Annotated in this window: 26 protein-coding genes; 18 read left to right on the forward strand and 8 right to left on the reverse strand. The window is 59.2% G+C overall.

Annotated features, from left to right (window positions below; translation table 11 throughout):
• Positions 1–78: 78 nt before the first annotated feature.
• From MK208_RS16090 to MK208_RS16115, 6 genes are all read left to right on the forward strand, one after another.
• The gene (locus tag MK208_RS16090; RefSeq protein WP_294118364.1) at positions 79–1,203 is read left to right on the forward strand and encodes an aminodeoxychorismate synthase component I; all 1,125 of its coding nucleotides are present in this window, start codon (positions 79–81) and stop codon (positions 1,201–1,203) included.
• On the forward strand, positions 1,161–1,805 hold the full coding sequence (locus MK208_RS16095; protein WP_294118365.1) for an aminotransferase class IV family protein: 645 nt from the start codon (positions 1,161–1,163) through the stop codon (positions 1,803–1,805). The genes MK208_RS16090 and MK208_RS16095 overlap by 43 nt, the downstream gene beginning before the upstream one ends.
• 258 nt (positions 1,806–2,063) lie before the next feature.
• A complete protein-coding gene (gene aspS / locus MK208_RS16100) occupies positions 2,064–3,920 on the forward strand; it encodes an aspartate--tRNA ligase (protein WP_294118366.1) in 1,857 nt (618 codons plus the stop codon).
• Between the two features lie 197 nt (positions 3,921–4,117).
• The gene (locus MK208_RS16105; protein ID WP_294118367.1) at positions 4,118–5,518 is read left to right on the forward strand and encodes a DUF1800 domain-containing protein; all 1,401 of its coding nucleotides are present in this window, start codon (positions 4,118–4,120) and stop codon (positions 5,516–5,518) included.
• A gap of 10 nt (positions 5,519–5,528) precedes the next feature.
• Positions 5,529–6,779 carry a DUF1501 domain-containing protein gene (locus MK208_RS16110; RefSeq protein WP_294118368.1) on the forward strand — a complete coding sequence of 417 codons (1,251 nt, stop codon included), beginning with the start codon at positions 5,529–5,531 and terminating at the stop codon, positions 6,777–6,779.
• 65 nt (positions 6,780–6,844) lie between these two features.
• The gene (locus MK208_RS16115) at positions 6,845–7,561 is read left to right on the forward strand and encodes a GNAT family protein (RefSeq protein ID WP_294118369.1); all 717 of its coding nucleotides are present in this window, start codon (positions 6,845–6,847) and stop codon (positions 7,559–7,561) included.
• Positions 7,562–7,638: 77 nt separating this feature from the next.
• Here the strand turns inward: MK208_RS16115 and MK208_RS16120 are convergent, their stop codons facing one another.
• Positions 7,639–8,352, reverse strand: coding sequence for a response regulator (locus MK208_RS16120; RefSeq protein ID WP_294118370.1), 714 nt, complete (start codon positions 8,350–8,352; stop codon positions 7,639–7,641).
• A gap of 173 nt (positions 8,353–8,525) precedes the next feature.
• Between MK208_RS16120 and mce the strand changes: the two genes are divergently transcribed.
• Together mce and MK208_RS16130 are read left to right on the forward strand one after the other, a co-directional pair.
• A complete protein-coding gene (gene mce / locus MK208_RS16125; protein ID WP_294118371.1) occupies positions 8,526–8,930 on the forward strand; it encodes a methylmalonyl-CoA epimerase in 405 nt (134 codons plus the stop codon).
• A gap of 69 nt (positions 8,931–8,999) precedes the next feature.
• Positions 9,000–9,305: a DUF1467 family protein gene (locus MK208_RS16130; protein ID WP_294118372.1), complete on the forward strand. Its 306-nt coding sequence runs from the start codon at positions 9,000–9,002 to the stop codon at positions 9,303–9,305.
• Here MK208_RS16130 and MK208_RS16135 read toward each other — a convergent pair.
• Genes MK208_RS16135 through MK208_RS16145 form a run of 3 tightly spaced genes read right to left on the reverse strand, consistent with a single transcriptional unit; the run spans position 9,250 to position 11,703 of the window.
• The gene (locus MK208_RS16135; protein WP_294118373.1) at positions 9,250–9,972 is read right to left on the reverse strand and encodes an EI24 domain-containing protein; all 723 of its coding nucleotides are present in this window, start codon (positions 9,970–9,972) and stop codon (positions 9,250–9,252) included. The genes MK208_RS16130 and MK208_RS16135 overlap by 56 nt on opposite strands.
• Positions 9,957–10,535 (reverse strand): nitroreductase, encoded by a 579-nt coding sequence (locus MK208_RS16140; protein ID WP_294118374.1) that lies wholly within the window; start codon positions 10,533–10,535, stop codon positions 9,957–9,959. The genes MK208_RS16135 and MK208_RS16140 overlap by 16 nt, the downstream gene beginning before the upstream one ends.
• A 52-nt stretch (positions 10,536–10,587) precedes the next feature.
• Positions 10,588–11,703: a class II histone deacetylase gene (locus MK208_RS16145; protein ID WP_294118375.1), complete on the reverse strand. Its 1,116-nt coding sequence runs from the start codon at positions 11,701–11,703 to the stop codon at positions 10,588–10,590.
• A gap of 93 nt (positions 11,704–11,796) precedes the next feature.
• Here MK208_RS16145 and MK208_RS16150 point away from each other — a divergent pair, with 93 nt between their 5' ends.
• Positions 11,797–12,009 carry a DUF167 domain-containing protein gene (locus tag MK208_RS16150; RefSeq protein ID WP_294118376.1) on the forward strand — a complete coding sequence of 71 codons (213 nt, stop codon included), beginning with the start codon at positions 11,797–11,799 and terminating at the stop codon, positions 12,007–12,009.
• On the opposite strand, the gene MK208_RS16155 is transcribed toward MK208_RS16150, so the two are convergent.
• Positions 12,006–12,245, reverse strand: a complete 240-nt coding sequence (locus MK208_RS16155) for a hypothetical protein (protein ID WP_294118377.1) — start codon at positions 12,243–12,245, stop codon at positions 12,006–12,008. The genes MK208_RS16150 and MK208_RS16155 overlap by 4 nt on opposite strands.
• A gap of 115 nt (positions 12,246–12,360) precedes the next feature.
• On the opposite strand from MK208_RS16155, the gene MK208_RS16160 reads away from it, so the two are divergent.
• The 6 genes from MK208_RS16160 to MK208_RS16185 all read left to right on the forward strand — a co-directional run bounded on the left by MK208_RS16160 (position 12,361) and on the right by MK208_RS16185 (position 14,678).
• A complete protein-coding gene (locus MK208_RS16160; RefSeq protein WP_294118378.1) occupies positions 12,361–13,089 on the forward strand; it encodes a M48 family metallopeptidase in 729 nt (242 codons plus the stop codon).
• Positions 13,090–13,093: 4 nt separating this feature from the next.
• On the forward strand, positions 13,094–13,447 hold the full coding sequence (locus tag MK208_RS16165) for a YigZ family protein (RefSeq protein ID WP_294118379.1): 354 nt from the start codon (positions 13,094–13,096) through the stop codon (positions 13,445–13,447).
• Between the two features lie 99 nt (positions 13,448–13,546).
• Positions 13,547–13,816, forward strand: coding sequence for a DUF6455 family protein (locus MK208_RS16170; protein ID WP_294118380.1), 270 nt, complete (start codon positions 13,547–13,549; stop codon positions 13,814–13,816).
• Positions 13,817–13,845: 29 nt separating this feature from the next.
• Positions 13,846–14,127, forward strand: coding sequence for a DUF6455 family protein (locus MK208_RS16175; protein ID WP_294118381.1), 282 nt, complete (start codon positions 13,846–13,848; stop codon positions 14,125–14,127).
• Positions 14,127–14,393 carry a DUF6455 family protein gene (locus MK208_RS16180; protein ID WP_294118382.1) on the forward strand — a complete coding sequence of 89 codons (267 nt, stop codon included), beginning with the start codon at positions 14,127–14,129 and terminating at the stop codon, positions 14,391–14,393. Before MK208_RS16175 ends, MK208_RS16180 begins: the two co-directional genes overlap by 1 nt.
• Before the next feature lie 36 nt (positions 14,394–14,429).
• Positions 14,430–14,678, forward strand: coding sequence for a DUF6455 family protein (locus tag MK208_RS16185; RefSeq protein WP_294118383.1), 249 nt, complete (start codon positions 14,430–14,432; stop codon positions 14,676–14,678).
• A gap of 3 nt (positions 14,679–14,681) precedes the next feature.
• On the opposite strand, the gene MK208_RS16190 is transcribed toward MK208_RS16185, so the two are convergent.
• Positions 14,682–15,059 (reverse strand): DUF393 domain-containing protein, encoded by a 378-nt coding sequence (locus tag MK208_RS16190; protein ID WP_294118384.1) that lies wholly within the window; start codon positions 15,057–15,059, stop codon positions 14,682–14,684.
• Between the two features lie 270 nt (positions 15,060–15,329).
• The gene (gene rimO, locus MK208_RS16195) at positions 15,330–16,715 is read right to left on the reverse strand and encodes a 30S ribosomal protein S12 methylthiotransferase RimO (RefSeq protein ID WP_294118385.1); all 1,386 of its coding nucleotides are present in this window, start codon (positions 16,713–16,715) and stop codon (positions 15,330–15,332) included.
• Between the two features lie 113 nt (positions 16,716–16,828).
• Between rimO and MK208_RS16200 the strand changes: the two genes are divergently transcribed.
• The 3 genes from MK208_RS16200 to MK208_RS16210 all read left to right on the forward strand — a co-directional run bounded on the left by MK208_RS16200 (position 16,829) and on the right by MK208_RS16210 (position 20,973).
• Positions 16,829–18,775 carry an AsmA family protein gene (locus tag MK208_RS16200; RefSeq protein WP_294118386.1) on the forward strand — a complete coding sequence of 649 codons (1,947 nt, stop codon included), beginning with the start codon at positions 16,829–16,831 and terminating at the stop codon, positions 18,773–18,775.
• The gene (locus MK208_RS16205; protein ID WP_294118387.1) at positions 18,772–19,983 is read left to right on the forward strand and encodes a multidrug effflux MFS transporter; all 1,212 of its coding nucleotides are present in this window, start codon (positions 18,772–18,774) and stop codon (positions 19,981–19,983) included. The genes MK208_RS16200 and MK208_RS16205 overlap by 4 nt, the downstream gene beginning before the upstream one ends.
• A gap of 192 nt (positions 19,984–20,175) precedes the next feature.
• The gene (locus tag MK208_RS16210) at positions 20,176–20,973 is read left to right on the forward strand and encodes a prephenate dehydrogenase/arogenate dehydrogenase family protein (RefSeq protein ID WP_294118388.1); all 798 of its coding nucleotides are present in this window, start codon (positions 20,176–20,178) and stop codon (positions 20,971–20,973) included.
• A gap of 39 nt (positions 20,974–21,012) precedes the next feature.
• Here MK208_RS16210 and MK208_RS16215 read toward each other — a convergent pair whose 3' ends face one another.
• On the reverse strand, positions 21,013–21,744 hold the full coding sequence (locus tag MK208_RS16215; protein WP_294118389.1) for a hypothetical protein: 732 nt from the start codon (positions 21,742–21,744) through the stop codon (positions 21,013–21,015).
• Positions 21,745–21,760 lie beyond the last annotated feature (16 nt).

Raw genomic sequence — 21,760 nt, forward strand, 5'->3', positions numbered from 1 at the left:
GCCGCAATTGACCACTGTTTTTTAATAAAATGCAACGTATATGGCTGGCAAGGATTTACCAGCGACCGGGGGGCGGACGTGCAGATTCGCTTTGACCATGGGCCAGACGGCGGCGCGACGCTGTTTCACAAGCCCGAACATGTGATCTCTATCACCGATCCCAACGAAGTGGGCATGGCGTTTGACGTGCTGACACAGGCCCAAGACGCGGGGTTCTGGTTGGCGGGCTTTGTCAGCTATGAGCTGGGCTATGTGTTGGAGTCAAAGCTGCGGCGGTTGTTGCCCAAGACACGGCGGGTGCCGCTGATCAACTTTGGTGTGTTTCGCGCACCCGAAGTGGCGGGGCGCTTGCCGCGTGATGGCGGGTTTGAGTTACAGCCGTTTGAGCCACGCTGGAGCGCGGCCACCTATCGGGCGGCGTTTGACCGGGTGCATGGCTATATTGGCGCTGGCGACATCTATCAGGCCAACCTGACGTTTCCCATGGAAGCGAAGTTTGAAGGGGACCCGGTGGCGCTTTATGGCGCGCTGGCAGCCCGGCAGGCGGTAGGACACGGCACCATTGTGCGCCAAGAGGGGCTGCCGGACATTCTGTCCCGGTCACCTGAGCTGTTTTTCCGCACCGATGAAAAAGGCCGTATCGAGACGCGGCCGATGAAAGGCACGCAGCCGCGCAGCGATGACGCGCAAGAGGACTCCCAGCGGCGGCAGTGGTTGGCGACGGATGAGAAGAACCGGGCCGAGAACCTGATGATTGTGGATCTTCTGCGCAATGATATCAGCCGGGTGAGCAAGCCGGGCTCGGTGCATGTGCCAAAGCTGTTTGAGATCGAGAGCTACGCCACCGTGCATCAGATGACCTCGACGGTGGCGGCCGAGTTGCAGGATGACGTGCGCTTGGCCGATATTCTGAAGGCGCTGTTCCCTTGTGGGTCCATCACGGGCGCGCCAAAGCTGCGCGCGATGGAAATACTACGCGATTTGGAGCCATGGCCGCGGGAGATCTATTGTGGCTCGATTGGTTGGGCTGCGCCGGATGGGCGGTCTGAGTTTAGTGTGGCGATCCGCACATTGATGGCACAAGCTGGACAGATGACATTGAATGTGGGTGGCGGCGTTGTCTGGGACAGCAAAGCGCCGGATGAGTACGAGGAAGCGCTTTGGAAAGCACGGTTTGCCCAGTTCCAGCCGGAACCCGCCTGATCGAGACGTTTGGTTATCGACCGGGGCAGGGGATTGCGCGGTTGGAGTTGCATCTGGCGCGGTTGGCGCGATCAGCGCATGAGCTGGGGTTTGTGTTTGATCCGGTGCGAATTGCAGGTGCGATTGAGGCGTTGGGCGGGGAAACGCCGCTGCGCTGTCGCTTGACGCTTGGCGCGGTGGGGGATGTGGAGATCACCACGGCAGAATTGCCAGAGTCGGCAGCCCAGTGGACGGTGCGGATCGCGCCGGAGCGGATGCACTCGGAAGACGCTTTGTTGCGGCACAAGACCACGCGCCGGGCGGTATATGACCGCTGGCGCGCGGACTTGCCCGACGGTGTGCAGGAATGGCTGTTTCTCAATGAGCGGGATGAGTTGTGTGAGGGCACAATCACAAATGTGGTGCTGACCATGCCGGATGGTGAGCGCCTAACGCCACCGCTGTCGTCGGGGTGTCTGCCGGGCGTATATCGTCAGAGTTTGTTGGATGCAGGCGTGGTGCGGGAGGCGGTGTTGACGTTGGATGATCTAAGGTCAGCAAAGGCTATAACGCTCTCGAATGCACTGCGTGGGGAAATATCTGCCGTTCTGTCCCACGTTTGATTTTGGAGGGCTGCGCCTGCCTGGGTAGGCGCTTTCGCAACCTTGAGTTTGCATTTGACAGGGATTGTGCCGCCAACTTGCGAAACATTGAAACGCTGCAAATGCGCCTGCCGGGGGGCAGGCAGGCGCAGCCCTCCCCTCGGTCGGGCAAAAGGGTGCCTTTTTGTGCCGCAAACCCGCGCCGTTCTCTTGACTTTGTCGGCCCAAAAAGGTGTATCGGGCCGACTGTAGTTATTCACCCTGAAAGAGGGCCCGCACATGCACGCCTATCGCAGCCATTCCTGCGCCGACCTGAACAAATCCAACGTGGGCGAAACCGTCCGCCTGTCTGGCTGGGTGCACCGCATCCGCGACCATGGCGGCATTCTGTTTGTTGACCTGCGCGACCACTTTGGCATCACGCAGGTGCTGTGTGATCCGGACAGCCCTGTGTTCTCCGAAATGGAGAAGGTGCGCTCTGAGTGGTGTATCCGCATCGACGGCAACGTCAAAGCGCGCGATCCTGAGCTGGTGAACGACAAAATCCCAACCGGTGAGGTTGAGGTGTTTGTGCGTGACCTAGAGGTTCTGGGTGCGGCGGACGAACTGCCTCTGTTGGTGTTTGGCGATCAGGAATATCCGGAAGAGACCCGTCTGAAGTATCGCTTCCTCGACCTGCGTCGTGAGCAGATGCAGCAGAACATGACCATGCGCTCTGACGTTGTGGCCTCCATGCGCAAGCGCATGTGGGACAAAGGCTTCCGCGAGTATCAAACGCCAATCATCACTGCGTCTTCGCCAGAGGGGGCGCGTGACTTCCTCGTGCCATCCCGTATCCACCCTGGCAAATTCTACGCGCTGCCGCAGGCGCCACAGCAGTTCAAACAACTGATGATGGTTGCGGGCTTTGACAAGTATTTCCAGATCGCGCCGTGCTTCCGCGACGAAGACCCGCGCGCGGACCGCTCGCCAACCGACTTCTATCAGCTCGACATGGAGATGTCCTTTGTGGAGCAGCAGGACGTCTTTGACACCATCTCGCCCGTGATCGCGGGTGTGTTTGAAGAGTTCGGCGGTGGCCGCAAAGTGGATGCGCCAAACGAGTGGCCGCAGATCCCCTATGCGGAAGCGGCGCTGAAATACGGTTCCGACAAGCCAGATCTGCGCAACCCGATCGAGATGCAGGTTGTGTCCGAGCATTTTGCTGGCTCCGGCTTTGCGATCTTTGCCAAACTGTTGGAGCAAGAAGGCACCGAAGTGCGCGCAATTCCCGCGCCAACTGGTGGCTCGCGTAAGTTCTGTGACCGGATGAACAAATTTGCCCAAGGCGAAGGCCTGCCGGGCATGGGCTATATCTTCTGGCGCAAACAGTCTGCGGACACCATTGCGCAGGAGCAGGGCATCTCTGTGAAAGAGGTGAACGCGAAGATCAAAGCCGGTGAGATTGTTCTGGGTGAAGAGGCGGCCGGTCCGCTGGCCAAGAACATCGGCCCTGAGCGCACGGAAGCGATCCGTCAGCAGCTGGGTCTGGGTGTGGGCGATGCGGCCTTCTTCTTGGGTGGCAAGCCGAAAGCCTTTGAAGCGGTTGCTGGTCGTGCCCGCAACGTGATTGGCGAAGAGCTGGGTCTGATCGACAAAGACCGCTTTGCCTTTGCCTGGATCGTGGATTTCCCGATCTACGAGGCAGACGAAGAGAGCGGCAAGATCGACTTTGAACACAACCCATTCTCCATGCCGCAGGGCGGTCTGGACGCGCTGAACGGGGATCCGCTGGCAGTCAAAGGTTACCAGTATGACCTCGCTTGTAACGGTTATGAGCTGGTGTCTGGTGCGATCCGGAACCACAAGCCAGAGGTGATGCTGAAGGCGTTTGAGATTGCCGGCTACGATGAGGCGGAAGTGAAAGAGCGCTTTGGCGCGCTTTACAAAGCGTTCCAGTATGGTGCGCCGCCCCACGGTGGCTGTGCCGCTGGTGTGGACCGCATTGTGATGTTGCTGGCCGACCAACAGAACATCCGTGAAGTGATGATGTTCCCGATGAACCAGCGTGCGGAAGATCTGATGATGAACGCGCCAAGCGAGCCGTCGTCCGATCAGCTGATGGAGCTGGGCCTGCGGGTGATCCCGCAGGAGTGATCCTGTCGCGACATTGCCGAGATTTACGCCGCCTGCGACCCTGTCGTGGGCGGTTTTTGGTTTGAGGCAAGCGCGTATCGGCGGATTTTGGTCGATTTTTGGCAGCCTTGAGCAAGCTGCGTAGAACCGGATCGGCTATGTGATACAGTAGAGAAAAGCGCGAAGAATGCGTGTGCGACCAAAGGAGCGCGGCAGCAGTGGGTTTTGATCCTGATATAGCTCAGACACGATTTGGCTATGGGTTGTCCCCCAAGGTGACGGGACCGGCGGACATCACGGATATGGTGGCACTTTTGCGTGCAAAAGAGCCGGAGATGCCGTGGTTTCCACTGCCCAGTGACGCGGAGATGAGGGAAAAGATGCTGGCGTTGTTGGATGCGCGTCGCAAGATCTCCAAAGCGGAAAAGGGCAGCGATGCGCACCAAGCCCTGCAAGAGGCGTTCAAAACGGCCAGGCGTGCCGCCAAGCAAGAGGGTGCCAAGTGGATTGGTGCCACATTGGCGCGGCGGGTTTGGAGCCGCGATGGTCTGCGGGAGCGGCTGGTTGCATTTTGGAATGACCATTTCTCCGCGCCCGGAAAAAACGTGATCTATCGCTATACCGAGGCAGCCTATGTGGCCAATGCCATTCGTCCACATGTGAATGGACGGTTTGAGGACATGCTCATCGCAGCTGTTTTGCATCCACAAATGCTGCATTTTCTCGATCAGAATACCTCCGTGGGGCCCAATAGCACCATTGCGAAGAAGCGGTCAGAGAAAAACCTCGGCCTGAATGAAAATCTGGCGCGTGAGATTTTGGAGCTGCACACTCTTGGCGTGGGCGGCGGGTATACACAAAAGGATGTGCGGCAGCTTGCAGAGCTGCTGACCGGTGTGACGACCATTCAGAAAAAAGGGACCGCGTTTCTGGCCAAGCGGGCCGAGCCTGGGGCGGAGACGGTGCTGGGCAAGGAATACGGCAAGCGTCGCGCGCGGATGGCGGATGTGCACGCGGTATTGCGGGATCTCGCACGGCATCCGGATACAGCGCGCCACATAACGCGCAAACTGGCCGTGCATTTTGTCTCCGAAACGCCGGATGAGGATTTGTTGGTGTCGATGGGTGCTCGGTATTTGGAAACAGATGGCGACTTGGCTGAAGTTATGGAGGCGATGTTGCGTCATCCTGCCGCTTGGGCCGCTGTTGGGCCCGGTGTTGGCAATTTCAAACAACCGGAGTTATTCGTCAGTTCTTCCTTGCGGGCTTTGGCCGTGCCCAAAGAGCGGTTTCGCGACGTCAAAAGCCAAGAGTTGGAGCGTTTGTTGGGCACGCCCCTACGCATGATGGGGCAGCCGTGGAGGCGGCCATTTGGCCCGGACGGATTTGAAGAGGCCGACAGCTATTGGTTGACGCCGCAGGGTATGGCGGCGCGGTTGCAGTGGGCGCTGGGCGTGCCGGCGGAAGTGCTGGAGGACTTGCCGGATCCGCGCCAATTTGCCGAAACAACGCTTGGGCCGCAGATGCCAGGCGCGGTGAAATTTGCTGCGGAGGCCGCGGAAAGCCGGCGTGAAGGTATTGCGCTGGTGTTGATGTCGCCCGCGTTCCAGCGGGTGTGAGGAGAGCGTCATGGACAAAGCAGTGATGGATCGACGGGGCTTCCTTGGACGTGGTTTGTCGGTGGGGTGTTCGCTCGCAGCGAGCCCGTTGATGACTCCAGTGAGTTTTGCCGCCACCGGGGGCGAGAACCGGCTGGTGGTGATCATTTTACGCGGTGGTCTGGACGGGCTGGATTTGGTGCAACCCGATGACGCGGCACTGCGCCAGCTGCGGCCAACGCTTTTGGCGGGACCGCGTTCTGGCTTGGAACTCACAGAGGGGATGATGCTGCATGCGGCGGCCAAACCGCTGTGGCCGCTGTGGCAGGCGGGTGAGTTGGCGTTTGTGCAAGGGGTTTCGACGCCATATCGCAACAAACGCAGCCATTTTGACGGGCAGGATTTGCTGGAAGCGGGAACAATTGAGGTGCCCTCTGGTACGGGGCGGGACGGTTGGCTTAACCGGATGCTGCAAACCATGCCCAACAGCACGATGACGACGGCCTATGCGGTGGGCGCAGATCCGATGTTGCTGAGCCAAGGCGCGGCCGAGGTGGAGACCTGGTCGCCGGATGTGGGCTTTGTGCTGTCCAGTCAGGGCGCGCGGCTTTTGGAGCTGACGATGGAGCGTGATCCTGAGATGGCGCTGGCGATGCAGAAAGCCATTTTGTTGGCGGGCGAAGATGGCGGCGGTGTGTTTGAGGCGTCTGACGGCGGCATGATGGCCGACGAGCTGGATACCATGATGGATGCGCAGATGAACCCAAAGGGGCGCGGGCGGGCAAATGCACATTTGCGTGTGGCGTCTTTTGCCGCGCAGCAGCTGCGTGACGCGGCGCGGGTGGCCTGTTTCTCCATTGGTGGCTGGGATACGCATGCGGCGCAGGCGCGCACATTGAAAACGCCCTTGAAGCATTTGAGTGACAGTCTTCGGGCGCTCAAAAATGGGATGGGTCCGGACGTCTGGGCGCGCACAACGGTGCTGGCGATGACGGAGTTCGGCCGCACAGTGGCGGAGAATGGCACCAAAGGCACGGATCACGGCACTGGCGGTTTGATGGTCATGGCGGGCGGCGCCATTCGAGGGCAGAAGGTGCATGGCCAACTGGCCGGATTTGAAGAAGCGGATCTGTTTCAGCGGCGCGACCTGATGCCGACCGATGACGTGCGTCGCTACGCGGCTTGGGCCATTCGCGAGAGTTTTGGTCTGGACCGGTCTGCTTTGGAAGGCGTGGTGTTCCCTGGGATGCAGTTGGGAAATGCGCCCGGATTGTTGGCTTAAGTCAGAAGAGCTTGGCGCGCGGGGCGTGCTGTGCCACTACTTGGCCAACTGAAGGAAGACCACTCATGCAGACATCCCGCCCTGTGGGCTTTGCCGTGCCCGATTGGACCGTGCCATCACGGCCAATGGGCGAGGTTTTGGACGGCCAGTACGTGCGGCTTGAGCCGTTAAACGCAGAGGCCCACGCGGCGTTGTTGTACCGTGCCTATCAGGCGGATGACTGGGTGTGGGATTACATGCCTTATGGGCCATTTCATTCGGCGGCGCAGTATCATCGCTGGGTGCGGGAAACGGTTCAGAACCAAGACCACTTCTTTTACGCGATCTACAGCAAGGCAGAGCGCACCTTCACGGGGGTGGCGTCATATCTGCGCATCTATCCAGAGCGCGGTTCCATTGAGGTTGGCAACATCAACTTTGCGCCAATGATGCAAGGCACGCCTGCGTCCACAGAGGCGATGTTTCTGATGATGCAATGGGCTTTTGACACTGGCTATCGCCGCTATGAGTGGAAATGTGATGCGCTCAACGCCCCATCCCGTCGGGCGGCGCAGCGGTTGGGGCTGAGTTATGAGGGCGTCTTCCGTCAAGCACTGGTGTACAAAGGGCGCAATCGTGACACCGCGTGGTTTGCAGCGATTGACCGGGAGTGGCCGGCATTGAAGGCTGCGTTTGAGGTCTGGCTGTCGCCAAACAATTTTGATGAGGCTGGCCAGCAGCGCGAACGGTTGAGCGATCTAACGCAACTGGTACGCGCCGCGAGTGATCCCGAGCAGGGGTAAACCCAAAAGGAAAGGCGAGGCCAATGGCCCCGCCTGACTGTCCCGTGTCTTACGTCGTCGTTCCGGTTGTGTAGGTCTTAAATCACGGCCGCTTCGGTGAGGCGGCTTTCGACCACGCCGTTGAGTTCGGCCACATTGGCCCGCACGCCGGTGCCCTCCTTGCGAGCGGTCTCCACGGCTTTCACCGCGTTCAGCAGACCCTTGTCACCAGCGCTGCGGGCCAAGCCGCCTAAGAATTGCGCCACATAGTCGATCAGCTCTTCGTCGCCTTCTTTCAGGGTGTCCGCCGCGTGCAGCAGGTCATCGCGGAAGGCCACAGGGTCCGGCTTGATTGCCTCGTTGTCGGCGACGCGGGCCACGGTGGGGCGATAGGCATCGGGCAGGCGGCGCAGAATGGCCTGTTGGAAATCGGTGAGCGTGCCGTAAGGCTTGGCGATGAAGCCGTCGGCACCAGCGGCCAGGGCGGCCTCTTGAGCAAAATCGTCGCCAGAGGTGCCTAGGATCAATTCGATGCGCGGAGAGGCCTTGTGGAGCTCTTCGATCAGCTCGGCGCCAGAGCCATCTGGCAGGCCCATGTCCACAATCGCGACGGTTGGCATGTAGACTTGCAGGTGTCGTCGGGCAGAGGTCAAACAGTCGGCGCGGCGAATGCGGGCACCAGAGCGCACACACATCAGACGCAGCGCGTCAGAGGAGAAACGGCTGTCTTCCACCACCAGAACGGTCATGCCCAGAAGCGGGCGCGCGGCTGATGGGGTGGTCAGCGGGGAGAAAGGCGATTTGTCGTCCATGTTTGAAATCCTCAACGAAGCGAAAACTACAAGTACCGAAACGTGCAAACAGGCTAGGAACACATGCCTAACGAAACGTTAAAGACAGCCGCGACGCCCTGTCGCTTGCGCCTGCGCATATCAGCGCACATAAGGACGGGGAGCGGGATCCATGCCCTTTGGAGGAGACAAACATGATCGGAAGATTGAACCACGTGGCCATTGCTGTGCCGGATCTGGAAGCGGCCAGTGCGCAATACCGTGACGCGCTGGGGGCGAAAGTGGGTGCGCCTCAGGATGAGCCGGACCACGGCGTGACCGTGGTGTTCATCGAGCTGCCAAACACAAAAATCGAGCTGCTCTATCCGCTGGGAGAAGACAGCCCAATCAATGGCTTCCTTGAAAAGAACCCGGCGGGCGGCATTCACCACGTGTGCTATGAGGTCGACGATATTCTGGCGGCGCGGGATCATCTGAAATCCACCGGCGCGCGTGTTCTGGGCAGCGGCGAGCCCAAGATCGGGGCGCATGGTAAACCTGTGCTGTTCCTGCATCCGAAAGATTTCAACGGTTGCCTTGTGGAACTGGAACAGGTCTAAGAGGCCAACCCAAACGTAAGAGAATTGGCGGGCCACAGATGTCCGCCAATTTTTTATCAGGAGCGCGCAATGACCATCACTTCAGCCCTCGTTTTATACGCCGTGCTTTGGTTCATGACCTTTTTGATGGTGATCCCGATTCGTCTAAAAACGCAGGGCGATGTGGGCGAGGTTGTGCCCGGCACACATGCCAGCAGCCCAGAGCATCACTACCTCAAAGCCAAGGCCTGGATCACCACAGGCGCGGCCGCGGTGATGTGGGTGATTTTGTACTGGATCATCACATCCGGTCTGATCACGGTGCGTGATTTTGACTGGTTTAACGTGATGGGGCCCGCTGAGGTGACGGCTCCAGTTGATGGTACAGATGGGTAAAGGTCGCCGCGCCTAGGATCGGGATCACCAGGTTCAGGATAGGTACGACCAACGGCATGGCCATAAGCGTGCCAGCGAGCCAAATTGTGCCGAGATGCTTCTTACGCAGCTTCTTGGCTTCTGCCCGGCCTACGCGGCGCATGGCGACCAATTGAAAATATTCCCGCCCCAGCAGGAAGCCGTTGAGGCCCCAGAAGATGAACAGGGAAAACGGCGGGAAGATCGCATAAAGCACCAGCGCAAAGATGTTGGCGGCAATCAAGACACCAAGAAAGTTCACGCTGTCTTTGAGGCCTTCGGCAAAGGTCACGCGGGGGACATCCGGCAGTTCGGGATAGTGCTTGTCCTCCACCGCGTCGGCCACTTCGTCCAGAAACAAGGACGTGATGGCAGAGGCGACTGGGATCATCAGTAAGATCGACAAGGCGATCATCAGGAAGAGCGAGGCGAAGGTGAAAAGGTCGCCAACCCAAGAGATATTGCCCAGGAGCTCCTGTACGGTTTGACCTGCGCCGATCCAGTTCAGTAACATTAGGAACGCTGTGTAGACCGCGATCAGCAGCACAAAGGTCAGGCCAATGCCTTTGAAAAGGACCCGGCGAAAGCGCGGGTCCCCGATTTGAGTAAGTGTCTTGCCAAAAGACGAGATTGCTAGGCTGACAGCCATGTGACTTTGGTCTCCATGTTGGGGCGGGGGCGCTCGGGTGGCGTGGCTTTTTCGGTGCCGATGTGGATGAAGCCTGCGACGCGCTCACGTGGAGTGAGGTCGAGGCCTTTCTCCACAAACCCACGATCGTGACTGGCCCAGCCAGAGAGCCAGTTGGCGCCCCAGCCAGCGGCCAATGCGGCGTTTAGCAGTTGCAGGCACACACAGGCGGCTGAGTAGGTCTGTTCGATTTCCGGGATTTTTTCGCTGATCACAGGCGCCTCTATTACGGCGACTACCAGATCGGCGCGGTCAAATTGATCGTGCGCTTTGGTGATCTTTTCCGGCTCCATGTCCAAAGCTTCACCGCGTTCTTGGGCGAGCTTGGCAAGTTTGCTCAAGGCGGCGCCTTCCAGCACGATCAGGCGCCAAGGTTCGAGTTTACCGTGGTCGGGACTGCGCAGGGCGGCTTCCAGCAGAGGTTCGAGTTCCGCGCGCGTGGGCGCGGGGCCAATCAGGGTTTTGGCGGGACGTGAGCGGCGGCTCAGCAAAAAATCCAGCGCGGCTTGGTTTGGTTGAGGCATTAGGTCTTCCCTCAGGAGTTGATTGGGTATGTTGGCGTGGCGCGGTTGGGTTTCAACCGGGCGGGCTTGCGAAAGTGTCGGCCATCTCATCGACCAACGTGGCAAAGAAGGCCTCGACGCGGGCGTTGGGCTGGCGTTTGGTGAGAGAGGCGGCCATTGGGTCCTCAGCAGTTATTGAGGAACCAGACAGCTCTTCGATCACGGCATGGCCGCAGAAGGGCACATAGGCTTCAGAATAGCCGCCCTCGTGCACAAGCAAGAGCTTGCCTTCACAGAGAGTATCTGCGGCCTGCATGACCTGCTTGGTCATTTGGCGGAATGTGTCGGCGGTGGCGAGCATACGGGAGAGTGGATCAAAGGCGCCGGCGTCAAAGCCACAGGCGACAATAATCACATCCGGTTTGAAGGCATGTAGCGCGGGTAGGACAATTTTCTCCATTGAATAGAGGTAGGTGTTGTGACCTGCGCCAGGTGGAAGCGGGACGTTGATGTTTGTTCCGAGGCCAGCGTCTTTGCCACGGTCGGTCACATCGCCTGTGTCCAAAGGATAATTGTGCTCCTGATGCAGGGAGATGGTGAGCACGTCGTCACGGTCATAGTAGATCGCTTCGGTGCCGTTGCCGTGGTGCACGTCCCAGTCCAGAACAGCGACACGCTTTGCTAAGCCCCGTGCTTGGATTTCCTCAATCGCGACAGCGATGTTGGCCAGCAGACAGAAGCCATTGGGCCAATCCGGCAGGCAATGGTGCCCTGGAGGGCGAGAGAGCGCATAGGCGTTTTGCAAATCGCCCGAAGTAACGGCGCGCAGGGCTTCGGTGGCGATACCTGCGGATAAGGCCGCGATTTCGTAGCCCCCTTTGCCAAAAGGTGTGCGCAGGCCAATTTCGCCACCGCCTGCATCAGAGACTTCTTTGAACTTGGTCAAAAAGTCTGCTGGGTGGACGCGCTGAAGCATGGTCTCGGTCGCAGGCGGTGCGCTGCGCACATCGAGGTCGTTTGTCAGGCCGGTCACATCCATGAGGTTTTTAAGGCGACGTTTGGTTTCCGGGCTTTCCGGCAGTCCACCCGCGGCCAGTGGCTGAACCAGATCGCCAACCGGCAAGGTCAGGGCGTAGTTTCCGCCTGCGTGCCAGAAGCATTTTTCATCAAAAAAGAAGCCAGTGGCCATGTGGCAAGTCTCCCCCTGTCGTCCTGCGCGGGCTACCCTATGCGGGGCGATTGTGAAATGTAAATCGCTGTTGGGGCAACGGGGGCAGAACCATTGGGCGAAGATTTTTCAGATTTGGCTAAAGCGGGAGCGGAGATCGCGGTGCGAGTGACCCCCAAGGCGTCACGCAACACGGTGGTACGCGAGGATGATGTCTTGCGGGTGTATGTGACCGTGGTTCCGCAAGGCGGCAAAGCCAACGCCGCCGTGCAAAAGTTTCTGGCCAAGGAACTGGGCATTGCCAAGTCTCGATTGACGTATGTCTAGTCCGCAGTGCGTTTGAGCATGTAGACCCCTTCGGGGAGGTCTAAAGCGGCGGTCAAATCCTGCACCTGTGTGTTGGACAGGGTGATTTTCTGAACCGTATCGGTNCGGGGGTCATATTGCTCGATGGTGACGCAGTCCTCAAACATGTGAATGATCACATCTTCCCCCAAAGGGGCGGTGCCTTCGTCAACCAGCGTCACAACGGTGGCGTCAAATTCGTGCTCGATGCTGAACATGTCCCCAGCGTAGCGCAAAGGGGAGGGGGTGCAAGCATTTCCCTCTGGCCTCGCGCGGCTTAGATGATAAATTTACTCCTGTGCCCTAGTATGGACCGCTTGTGGGAGGGATGTCATGCGTCAGAGTTTGCCAGTGAAAGCCAGCGTGGTCAGCGTGATGGCCGCCGTCGTTTTGAGCGGCTGTGTGTCTACCACCACCAGCTCGACGCCGCAGCCTGCCGTACAGCAACAGCCAGCGCCCAAGATTTCCGTGTCGCAGGCCACCTCGCGTTTGGCGCCGGTGAAAGCGCGGATGGAACCTTTGGTGGAGCGGGAATGTAAGGCGCGCACGCCTGCGGGCACCAACTGTGACTACAAGATCTATGTGGACCCGAAAGAGACCAAGATCGCCAACGCCTATCAGACGCTGGACAAAAATGGTCGTCCGCTGATCATCTTCACGGCGCCTTTGGTGGCGGAGACGCGCAACAATCATGAGTTGGCTTTTGTCATGGGGCATGAGGCGGCGCACCACATCAAGGGGCATATTGCCCGCAGTCAGGGCAATGCGGCCGCAGGGGCAGCGCTGGGCGCCATTCTGGTAGCGGCAGCTGGTGGCAACTCTCAGGCGATAGAGGCGGCGATGGATTTGGGCGCGGGCGTTGGTGCGCGCAGCTTCTCCAAGAACCACGAATTGGAAGCCGACCAACTGGGTACGATCCTGACCAAGAGGTCGGGCTATGATCCATTGATCGGAGTGAACTTCTTTGAGCGCACGCCAGATCCGGGTAACCAGTTCCTCGGCACGCACCCGCCCAACGCTTCACGCGTGGCGATTGTGAAGCAGACGGCAGCGGGGCTTTGACGGCGTGCTGCAACTGACCAATGTGGTCACCGACCGGGGCAGCAAATATGCGGTGTCCGGTGGCAAGGTGACCAGCCGTAAAGAGGCCGACGCCTTTCTCAAAGAGCTCAAACGCAACAAGAAGTTTGCCAAGGCGACGCACAACACCTGGGCCGCTTTGATGGCGGACGGCACCCCGTTGAAAGGGGATGACGGGGAGAGCGGCGCGGGGTTGGTGATCCTGCGGATTCTGGAGCGGGAAGAGCTTACGGATCACATTGTGGTGGTTACGCGTTGGTATGGCGGCATAAAGCTCGGCGGGGATCGGTTTCGTCGGGTACAAGATTGTGTGCGGGCCTATCTTGAGGCGCTGGCGTAAGCGCGATCAAATTCCTCTCAGATTGCTGGTTGATGCAGGTCAAGGGCGTCCTTTGGGCGGCCTGATAGACTGCGTGGGTCAGCTATCAGAGAGGCGCCTATGACCATTGTGACAGATCGGACTGCGAAGCTGCGCCATCATGCGGCGCTGTTGGATGACACGGCCAGCCGGTTGGGCATGGACCTGCAGGAGGCGGCCATTCGCGGCGCGCTCAAATTTGACGAGATTTCCGAGGCGGTTTTGCGCTGTACCACCTGCAGCGAACCGGAGGCCTGTGCCCATTGGCTGAAGGAGGAGGGCGTGGTGGTGGCTGCGCCGCATTACTGTCGCAACACCAAGCTGCTGAAGCGGCTGCAAGGGGCACAGTAGACCACGCAGGACGTGGCAGGGAGTGAGAGATGAAACCGCTTGGCGATCGCACGGAGCACTATTGGTTGGCACAGCGCATGGCGCAGCTGACACAGACCGATCTGGTGGCGGCGATGGCGCAGGCGGAGCTCTCACAGGAAGACTGGGCTGAGATGGTGGAAAGCTGTCGCGGTTGTGGGTGGGATGCCGGATGCAGCCGCTATGTGGCGGCGCATGAGCGGGCGGCGCAGACCGAAGAGGTGGCGCCGGAGCCCTGTGTGAACAAAGACCGTTTTAAGTGGCTTAAGACAGCGTTGGAGGCGCAGAACTAATGGGAAATATTCAGCCTCTTGGCGATCCGGTGACACATTTCTGGCTGACTCGCAGCATGGCGCGGGTGCTGGGGGTGTCGCTCAGCGAGGCGATGCTCGATCAGATGTTAAGTGCCGAGGACTACGCCAATATGGTCACGCGCTGTCGCATGTGTCCGCACACCGAGGCCTGTCAGAGCTTTCTGGGGCAGCGGGCGGGGACGGCCAAAGAAGCGCCGGCGTTCTGCTGCCATGCGGAGTTGTTTGAAAGACTGGCGGCGGGCTGACCGGCGCGACTGCAAAACGAGGGAAAGGAGCCAGCGATGTTTGAGAAAATGAGCCAGCACATCAATTTGGTCACGGGCATGTCCGAACGCGTTGGCATCGATTGGGGGGAGAGGATCATGAAGAACCCGGAAAATGCCAAAGAGTTTCGTAATGCGGTGATGCAATGCACCCGCTGCCAGGAGCTGGGCGCCTATCAAAAGTTTCAGGAGCTTAATGGCTCTGCGGCCAATGCGCCGGACTACTGCATGAACGCAGACTTGTTTAAAGAGATGCAGCAGGGCTGAGGCTTAGGCCGCTTTTGTCTTGGCCTGTCGCCGCAGGTGTTTGCGGTAGAGCCATGGGGCCAGCACGTGGTCGTAGGCGAGACAAGCCAGTTGCTTGATGCCGGGCAGGCCAATGAGACGCGCAAGCCAGCGGAAGCGGGGCATTTCCTGCCAGAGGATCAGGAAAGCGGGGATGCCAGAATAGAGCTCCCCGTTTGCCGTGACATGCAGGCGTTTGGCGGCGGTTTCCGGATCAATGCCCCATTCTGAGAGGGCGTCAGAGTTCAGATCGTCATAGGCGACGGGGATGTCACGCTGTTCGGTGTAGGACCGATAGTGGCAGATTTCTGCGTCACAGATCGGGCAGTCTGCATTGTAAAGCACACGCGTTTCGTTGGACATGTTACTCTCCTGATGAGGGATGTGTCTCGGGCCGTTTGGGGCTGTGAGGAGAGCCTACGCTTCGGGCAAAAAGGCCTCAAGGGACAGGATGTCGCTGTGTTTGGCAAAGCTAATTGCTCAACGCCACACAGCCGGACCTCTGGTTCGGCCAGCGCTGGGGGCTCCGCCCGATTGCGGCTGAACGGATCCCCCGGATCCTTTCCAAAGACGCCGCGCGCTCGCCACGGGAGGGCGCTTAAGCCCCCACTCAGGATCAGGCACTGGGTTCTTTTATGCCTTTAACTGTCCCCACAAATCATACTCGCCAGCCTCATCCACTTCCACAGATACGATGTCGCCCACCTTCAACCCATCGGTGCCTTCGTCAATGAACAGGTTGCCGTCAATCTCCGGCGCGTCGGCTTTGGTGCGGCAGGTGGCGATGCCGTCTTCATCGATGTCGTCTACGATCACGTCCATGGTCTGACCGACTTTGGCGGCGAGTTTGGCTTCGGAAATCGCCTGGGCTTTCTCCATGAAGCGTTCCCAACGCTCTTGTTTGACCTCGGCGGGGATGTGGTCTGGTAGGTCGTTGGAGCGGGCGCCGTCGACGTTTTCGTACTGGAAGCAGCCAACACGGTCGAGTTGAGCTTCGTCCATCCAATCCAGGAGGTGCTGGAATTCGGCTTCGGTTTCGCCGGGGTAGCCGACGATGAAGGTGGAGCGCAGGGTGATGTCGGGGCAGATCTCGCGCCAGGCGGCGATTTCGGTCAGGGTTTTGGAGGTGTGCGCGGGCCGGGCCATGCGTTTGAGTGTGTCCGGGTGGCTGTGTTGGAAGGGGATGTCCAGATAGGGCAGGATCAGCCCGTCCGCCATCAGCGGGATCAACTCGCGCACATGGGGGTAGGGGTAAACGTAGTGCAGGCGCACCCAGGCGTCGAATTGGCCCAATTCGCGCGCCAGATCGGTAATGTGGCTGCGCACTTCGCGGTCTTTCCACGGGTGGGTGCTGTACTTGCGGTCCAATCCATAAGCGGAGGTGTCTTGCGAGATCACAAGCAGTTCACGCACGCCGTTGTCGACCAGTTTTTCCGCCTCACGCAGGACAGCATGCACTGGCCGCGAGGCGAGTTTGCCGCGCATGTCCGGGATGATGCAGAACTTGCACTTGTGGTTGCAACCCTCTGAAATCTTTAGATAGCTGTAGTGGCGCGGCGTGAGGGTCACGTTTTTGGCGGGCAGCAGATCGACAAAGGGATCGGGGCTGGGCGGCACGGCGCCATGTACGGCGTCCAGCACTTGCTCGTATTGGTGCGGTCCCGTCACGGCGAGCACTTTGGGGTGGGCGCCGGTGATGTATTCGGGCTCTGCACCAAGACAGCCAGTGACAATCACTTTGCCGTTTTCCTGAATGGCCTCACCAATGGCCTGAAGGCTTTCGGCTTTGGCGGAATCCAAAAATCCGCAGGTGTTTACGACCACCGCGTCGGCACCGGAATAGTCCGGCGAGATGCCATATCCTTCGGCGCGCAGGCGGGTCAGGATGCGTTCGCTGTCGACCAAAGCTTTTGGGCAGCCAAGGGAAACCATGCCGATGGTCGGTTGGCCGGGGCGCGCGTCTCCTGTGAGGGTGGTGCGGGCGAGGTCGGGGCGGAGTTCTGGCGGATTGCTGGACATGGGGCGCGTATAGGGCAGCGCGCGTCGTTTGGCAAAGGGGAAGGGCGGTTTGATGCATTGCGTGTGTGTTCTTAGGCGCTTAGGCTCCGCATGGGCAGTAAAGGAGGTCTCCGATGAAAGTAATCCGGGGATTGGTGGCGGCGGTTTTGATTTTGGCAATTGGCGCGGTGGTGCTGGTTGTGGCGTTGCCGGGGGAGAAGATTGCAAAACTGGCGGCGGATCAGGTCAAGGCAATGACCGGACGAGAGCTGGTGTTTGAGGGCAAGGTCGGGATCAGCTGGTATCCGGTGCTGGGCGTAACCACCGAGAAGGTCAGTTTTGGCAATGCAGCGTGGTCAGAGCGTGGGCCCATGTTCACGGCCGATAAGGCGGTGATTGGTGTCGACGTGATGGCGGCGATTGGTGGGGAAATTCGCGTCAAGAATGTCGAGCTGGTGGCACCGGAGGTGCTGCTGGAGAAAACCACCGACGGACGGGTAAATTGGGATTTAAGTGATGGCACGTCGCCTGTGGTTAGCGGCCAGAGCGCTGAAGCGCAGACCGGCGGTGAGAGCGCTCCAACGTCGGTAACATCGACGGCTTCTCAGTTTGAGAGCTTTGCGCTTGAGCGGCTGGTGATCAGCGATGCGCAGGTGCGTTATATCGATCATGGCGGCGCGCGACAGGAGTTGTCTGGCGTGTCACTGGCGATGACTTGGCCGGATGTTGGTGGGGCTGCGGATGTGGTGATCGAGGCCAGCCCGTTTGGCGCACCGATCCAGCTGGACGCTGTGGTTGCAGCGCCATTGGCTTTGATTGATGGCGATGTGTCTGCGGTGGAATTGGCTGTGCAGGCGGGCGGTGGGTCCGCCCGTTTTGAGGGGCGTGCTGGGATCGCGCCAGAAGCCAGTGGAAAGTTGGCTGTCTCGGCATCGGATGCAGCGGCGTTTCTTGCCGCCTTGGGCACAGGCGGGCTTGAAGGGCCTTTGGCGGTGCAAGGTGATGTTACGTTGACCCGAGCGGGCGTGGTGTCTGTGCGCGGCGGGCGGGTGACCGCTTTGGGCAATGATCTGACGGTGCTGGCGGATGTGGATCTGAATGGGGTGCGCCCGAAAGTGACGGCGCAAGTAGCGACACAGGCCTTGCGGCTTGTAGAGAAGGAGGGAGACGAAAGCAGTCAGTCTGGGGAAGCCGCTCCGGTTGGATGGTCCAAAGAACCAATTGATGCGAGCGCGTTGGGTTTGGTGGATGGCACCATCAGTTTTGCCGCTGAGGCGATGGATCTGAATGGGATCGCGTTTGGCAAGACTCGTGCCACAGTGAAGATTGACCGCGCCCGTGCCGTGGCCCGGATTCAGGAAATGGAGGCCTATGAGGGCGCTGTTACGGGGCTGTTTGTGGCCAACAACCGCAATGGCCTGTCTGTGCGGGGGGACCTGAAGGTGTCGCAGATCGCTTTGCAGCCATTCTTGGCCGCAACGGCGGATTTGGACAAGTTCACCGGCACAGCGGATTTTGAGAGCCGGTTTCTGAGCTCTGGCGAAACGTTGGACGCCATTATGAACAACATGAGTGGCGATGGCCGTGTTGAGGTTGGACGCGGAACTATTGAAGGCATCGATCTGGATAAACTGCTACGCGGCGACGTCACCGGAGGCACCACCGTGTTCAATAGCATGGTGGCGAGCTGGACCATTGCCGATGGTGTGCTGAGCAATCGGGATCTTTTGATGAAACTGTCGCGCTTGTCAGCAACAGGCAAAGGTACCGTGGGGCTCGGCTTGCGAACAATTGACTATGTGTTCTCGCCGCAGCTCAACGGGCCGGATGGGCCGAGCCTGATTGTACCGGTGAAGATCAAAGGCAGCTGGAGCAATCCCAGCGTGGTGCCGGATCTGGAAGCAGCGGTGAAGCGCAGCTTTGATAAGGAAATCAAAGCCGTGGAAGACGAGGCGAAACAGAAACTTGAGAAAGAACTGGGGCTGGAGAAAAAAGAAGGCCAATCCACAGAAGATGCGATCAAAGACAAACTGGAGAAAGAGGCGCTGCGTGGCTTGCAGAACCTGCTGGGCGGCAATTGAGCGGACCTGAGCGGCGGAGTGCGCCGCATCTCAATACGCTGATTCTGCTGACCGCGATGTCAGTCTTGTCGTTGAATATGTTCTTGCCGTCCCTGGCGGCCATCGCCGATGAGTTCAGCGTCGACTACGCCGTTGCGAACCTGTCGATGGGCGCGTTTTTGGCGGTGACGGTGATGTTGCAAGTCATCATTGGGCCGCTGTCAGATCGCTACGGACGGCGTCCGGTGATGCTGGTTGGCTTGTTGGTTTTTACTGTTGGCTCAATCGGCTGTTTTCTGGCGACGGATATTGTCGGGTTTCTGGTCAGCCGGATGTTACAGGCGGCAGGCGTGGTTGGCATCGCACTGAGCCGCGCGGTGGTGCGCGACATGCACGGGCCCAAAGAGGCGGCAAGCATGTTGGGCTACATCTCGATGGTGATGGCCATCGCCCCGATGACAGGCCCAACGATTGGCGGATTTCTGCACGAGGCATTTGGTTGGCGGTCAAACTTTGCGGTGTACGCCTTGATCGGCGCCGGGTTGGTTTGGCTGACCTGGCGAGATCTGGGCGAGACCAATACCAACCGGGCCGCCACCATGGGGGAGCAGTTTGCCACCTATCCGGAGCTGCTCAAATCACGCCGGTTCTGGGGGTATAGTTTGTGTAGCAGCCTGTCTGTGGGCGCGTTTTACATCTATATCACCGGGATTGTGTTGATCGGCGTTGCTGTATTTGACCTGCGGCCCACAACGGTGGGTATGACCGTTGGCGCGATTGCAGTGGGGTTTTCATTGGGGTCGTTTATGTCAGGCCGTTTGGCGAAATCTGTCCCGCTTTGGCAATTGATTATTGGCGGACGTGTTGTTGGTCTCACAGGACTATGCGTCGGCTTTGCGATCGTGCTGGCAGGGTTTGTGCAGCCGGTGACCTATGTCGGCGCGGTGATTTTTGTGGGCATGGGCAATGGCTTGACCTTGCCCTCGACCAACAGCGGCGCGATGTCCGTGAGACCCAAGCTTGCTGGCAGTGCGTCTGGCCTGTCCGGCGCCATGAGTGTGGCCATGGGGGCAGCCTTGACGAGCCTCACCGGAGCTGTGCTGACACCCGAGAACGGTGCTGTGCTGATGATGACGATGATGGTGGCTGTGGTCGTGGCCTCGCTCTTGTGCGCGCTTTATGTCCGTTGGCTCGACATCGTGGAGCCTTTGCCAGAGGAAGCGGGTTGACGGCGGCGCGTGATGCGTGTCATCACATGCCCATGACCAAGAACAACATCTTTTTTGGCACATATTATACCCTGACCACATAGTGGCGGGGTCTTTGGCATCTTCATCCGCTGCGTTTGACGGGGATGAAGACACAAAAACCTTCCAAGACAGTTAGTCCCGGCAAACGTGGCCTCACACACGGGGTCCGCTATGGGACAGGAAAAACCAAATAACGAACAGACCACCATTGGGTTGGTGGGTTTTGGCGGCTTTGGCCGGTTGATTGCACAGGAGCTTTGGGCCGGGTGTCCTATCCGCATCTGTGACCCAAGTTACACCCGCGCCAGTCTGCCGGACGGGCGGCGGGTGCCGATGGAAGGACTGGCCGAGGTGGCGCAGAGTGACATCGTGATCCTGGCGGTGCCGGTGGCGCGTATGGCGCATGTCTGTCGGGTTCTGGCTCCGCACTTGCGTCCGGGCACTTTGGTGCTCGATGTGGGCTCGGTGAAGGTTGCCCCCATGCGTGACATGCGGGAGCTGCTGCCGCCGCATGTGGAGATCCTGGGCACCCACCCGCTGTTTGGCCCACAGAGTGCCAAGAACGGCGTGAAAGGGCGCAAGATTGCATTGTGTCCCGAGCGCGGAGAACGCTGGCACAAGGTGGCAGCCTTCCTGAAAGCCAGGGGGCTGGAGGTGATTGTCACCACGGCAGAGGAGCATGACCGCGAGTTGGCGATGGTTCAGGGACTGACCCACCTGATTGGTAAAGTGCTGACCGATTTGGGACCACTGCCTGAGCGGATGACAACGGCGAGCTTTGACTTGCTGCGTGAAGCAATTGAGATGGTGCAGGATGATCCCCCAACGGTGTTGCATGCGATTGAGGTTTCCAATCCCTACGCGACTGAGGTGCGCGATGCGTTCTTTGAAAAAGCAGAGGCGTTGCGGGATCAGTTTGAGCGATCCTCGCTGATTGTGCAGGGGCAGAGAGTTCTACCCGCCGCATAGATCGTGACAGCGGCGACAGCCAAGACACAGTCTTTCCGCTCAGATAACGGTGTAGCCTGCTGTTGCCGCCATGGCGCAGGCTACGCCAATAAGAAAGGCGCGGACGTTCACGCGCTCTCGTGGGGGCAGTTTCAGGCGGATCGACAGGATGATGATGATGCCGCCCACCACGGCGGTCGCGATAGATTGGTAGTGGTGGCCCTTTTCGATGTGGTTGCCCAGCACACAACCGACATACATTGCGGCCATAAAAAGTGGCGCCATCCAGCGGGAAAAGGCAGCGGGGTATTCTCGGTGCAAGAAGCTGTTCACGCCAAAGAGATGCACGGAAAAGACAAAGACCGCGACCCCGTAGGCCGCCGTGAGATTGCTTTGAAAATGCGTGATCGTGATGCCGATCAGCAGGTTGTAGGTGGCAAAGGACAAAGCGTTGAGTGTCAGCGCCGTTCGGGCCGGGCGGTTGTTGTCCTGTTTGAAATCCACCAGGTAGTAGATCAGGAAGCCGATCATCAGATAGACATAGAGCTGATGTTTGAACAGCAGGCCGTGGTCAGGATATTGTGCGCCGACCAGTTGCGTCATGACCGCAATTTTGGGCAGCAAATAAAGAAAGGCATAGCCAAGCCCAATGCCGGAGCTGAAATCCAGTAGCCAGCGTGACACAATGGGAAACCGTTTGATGAACGGCGCGGTGCCAACGTGGGTCAGCGAGATCAGAGCAACCGCCAGCACCTCGCGCCAGGTGATGTCGCCGTAAAGTGTTGCGGACATTGCGCCGGTCTCCCTT

Origin of the sequence: Shimia sp. (genome assembly GCF_022448905.1) — a bacterium.
Lineage (GTDB): Bacteria > Pseudomonadota > Alphaproteobacteria > Rhodobacterales > Rhodobacteraceae > Shimia.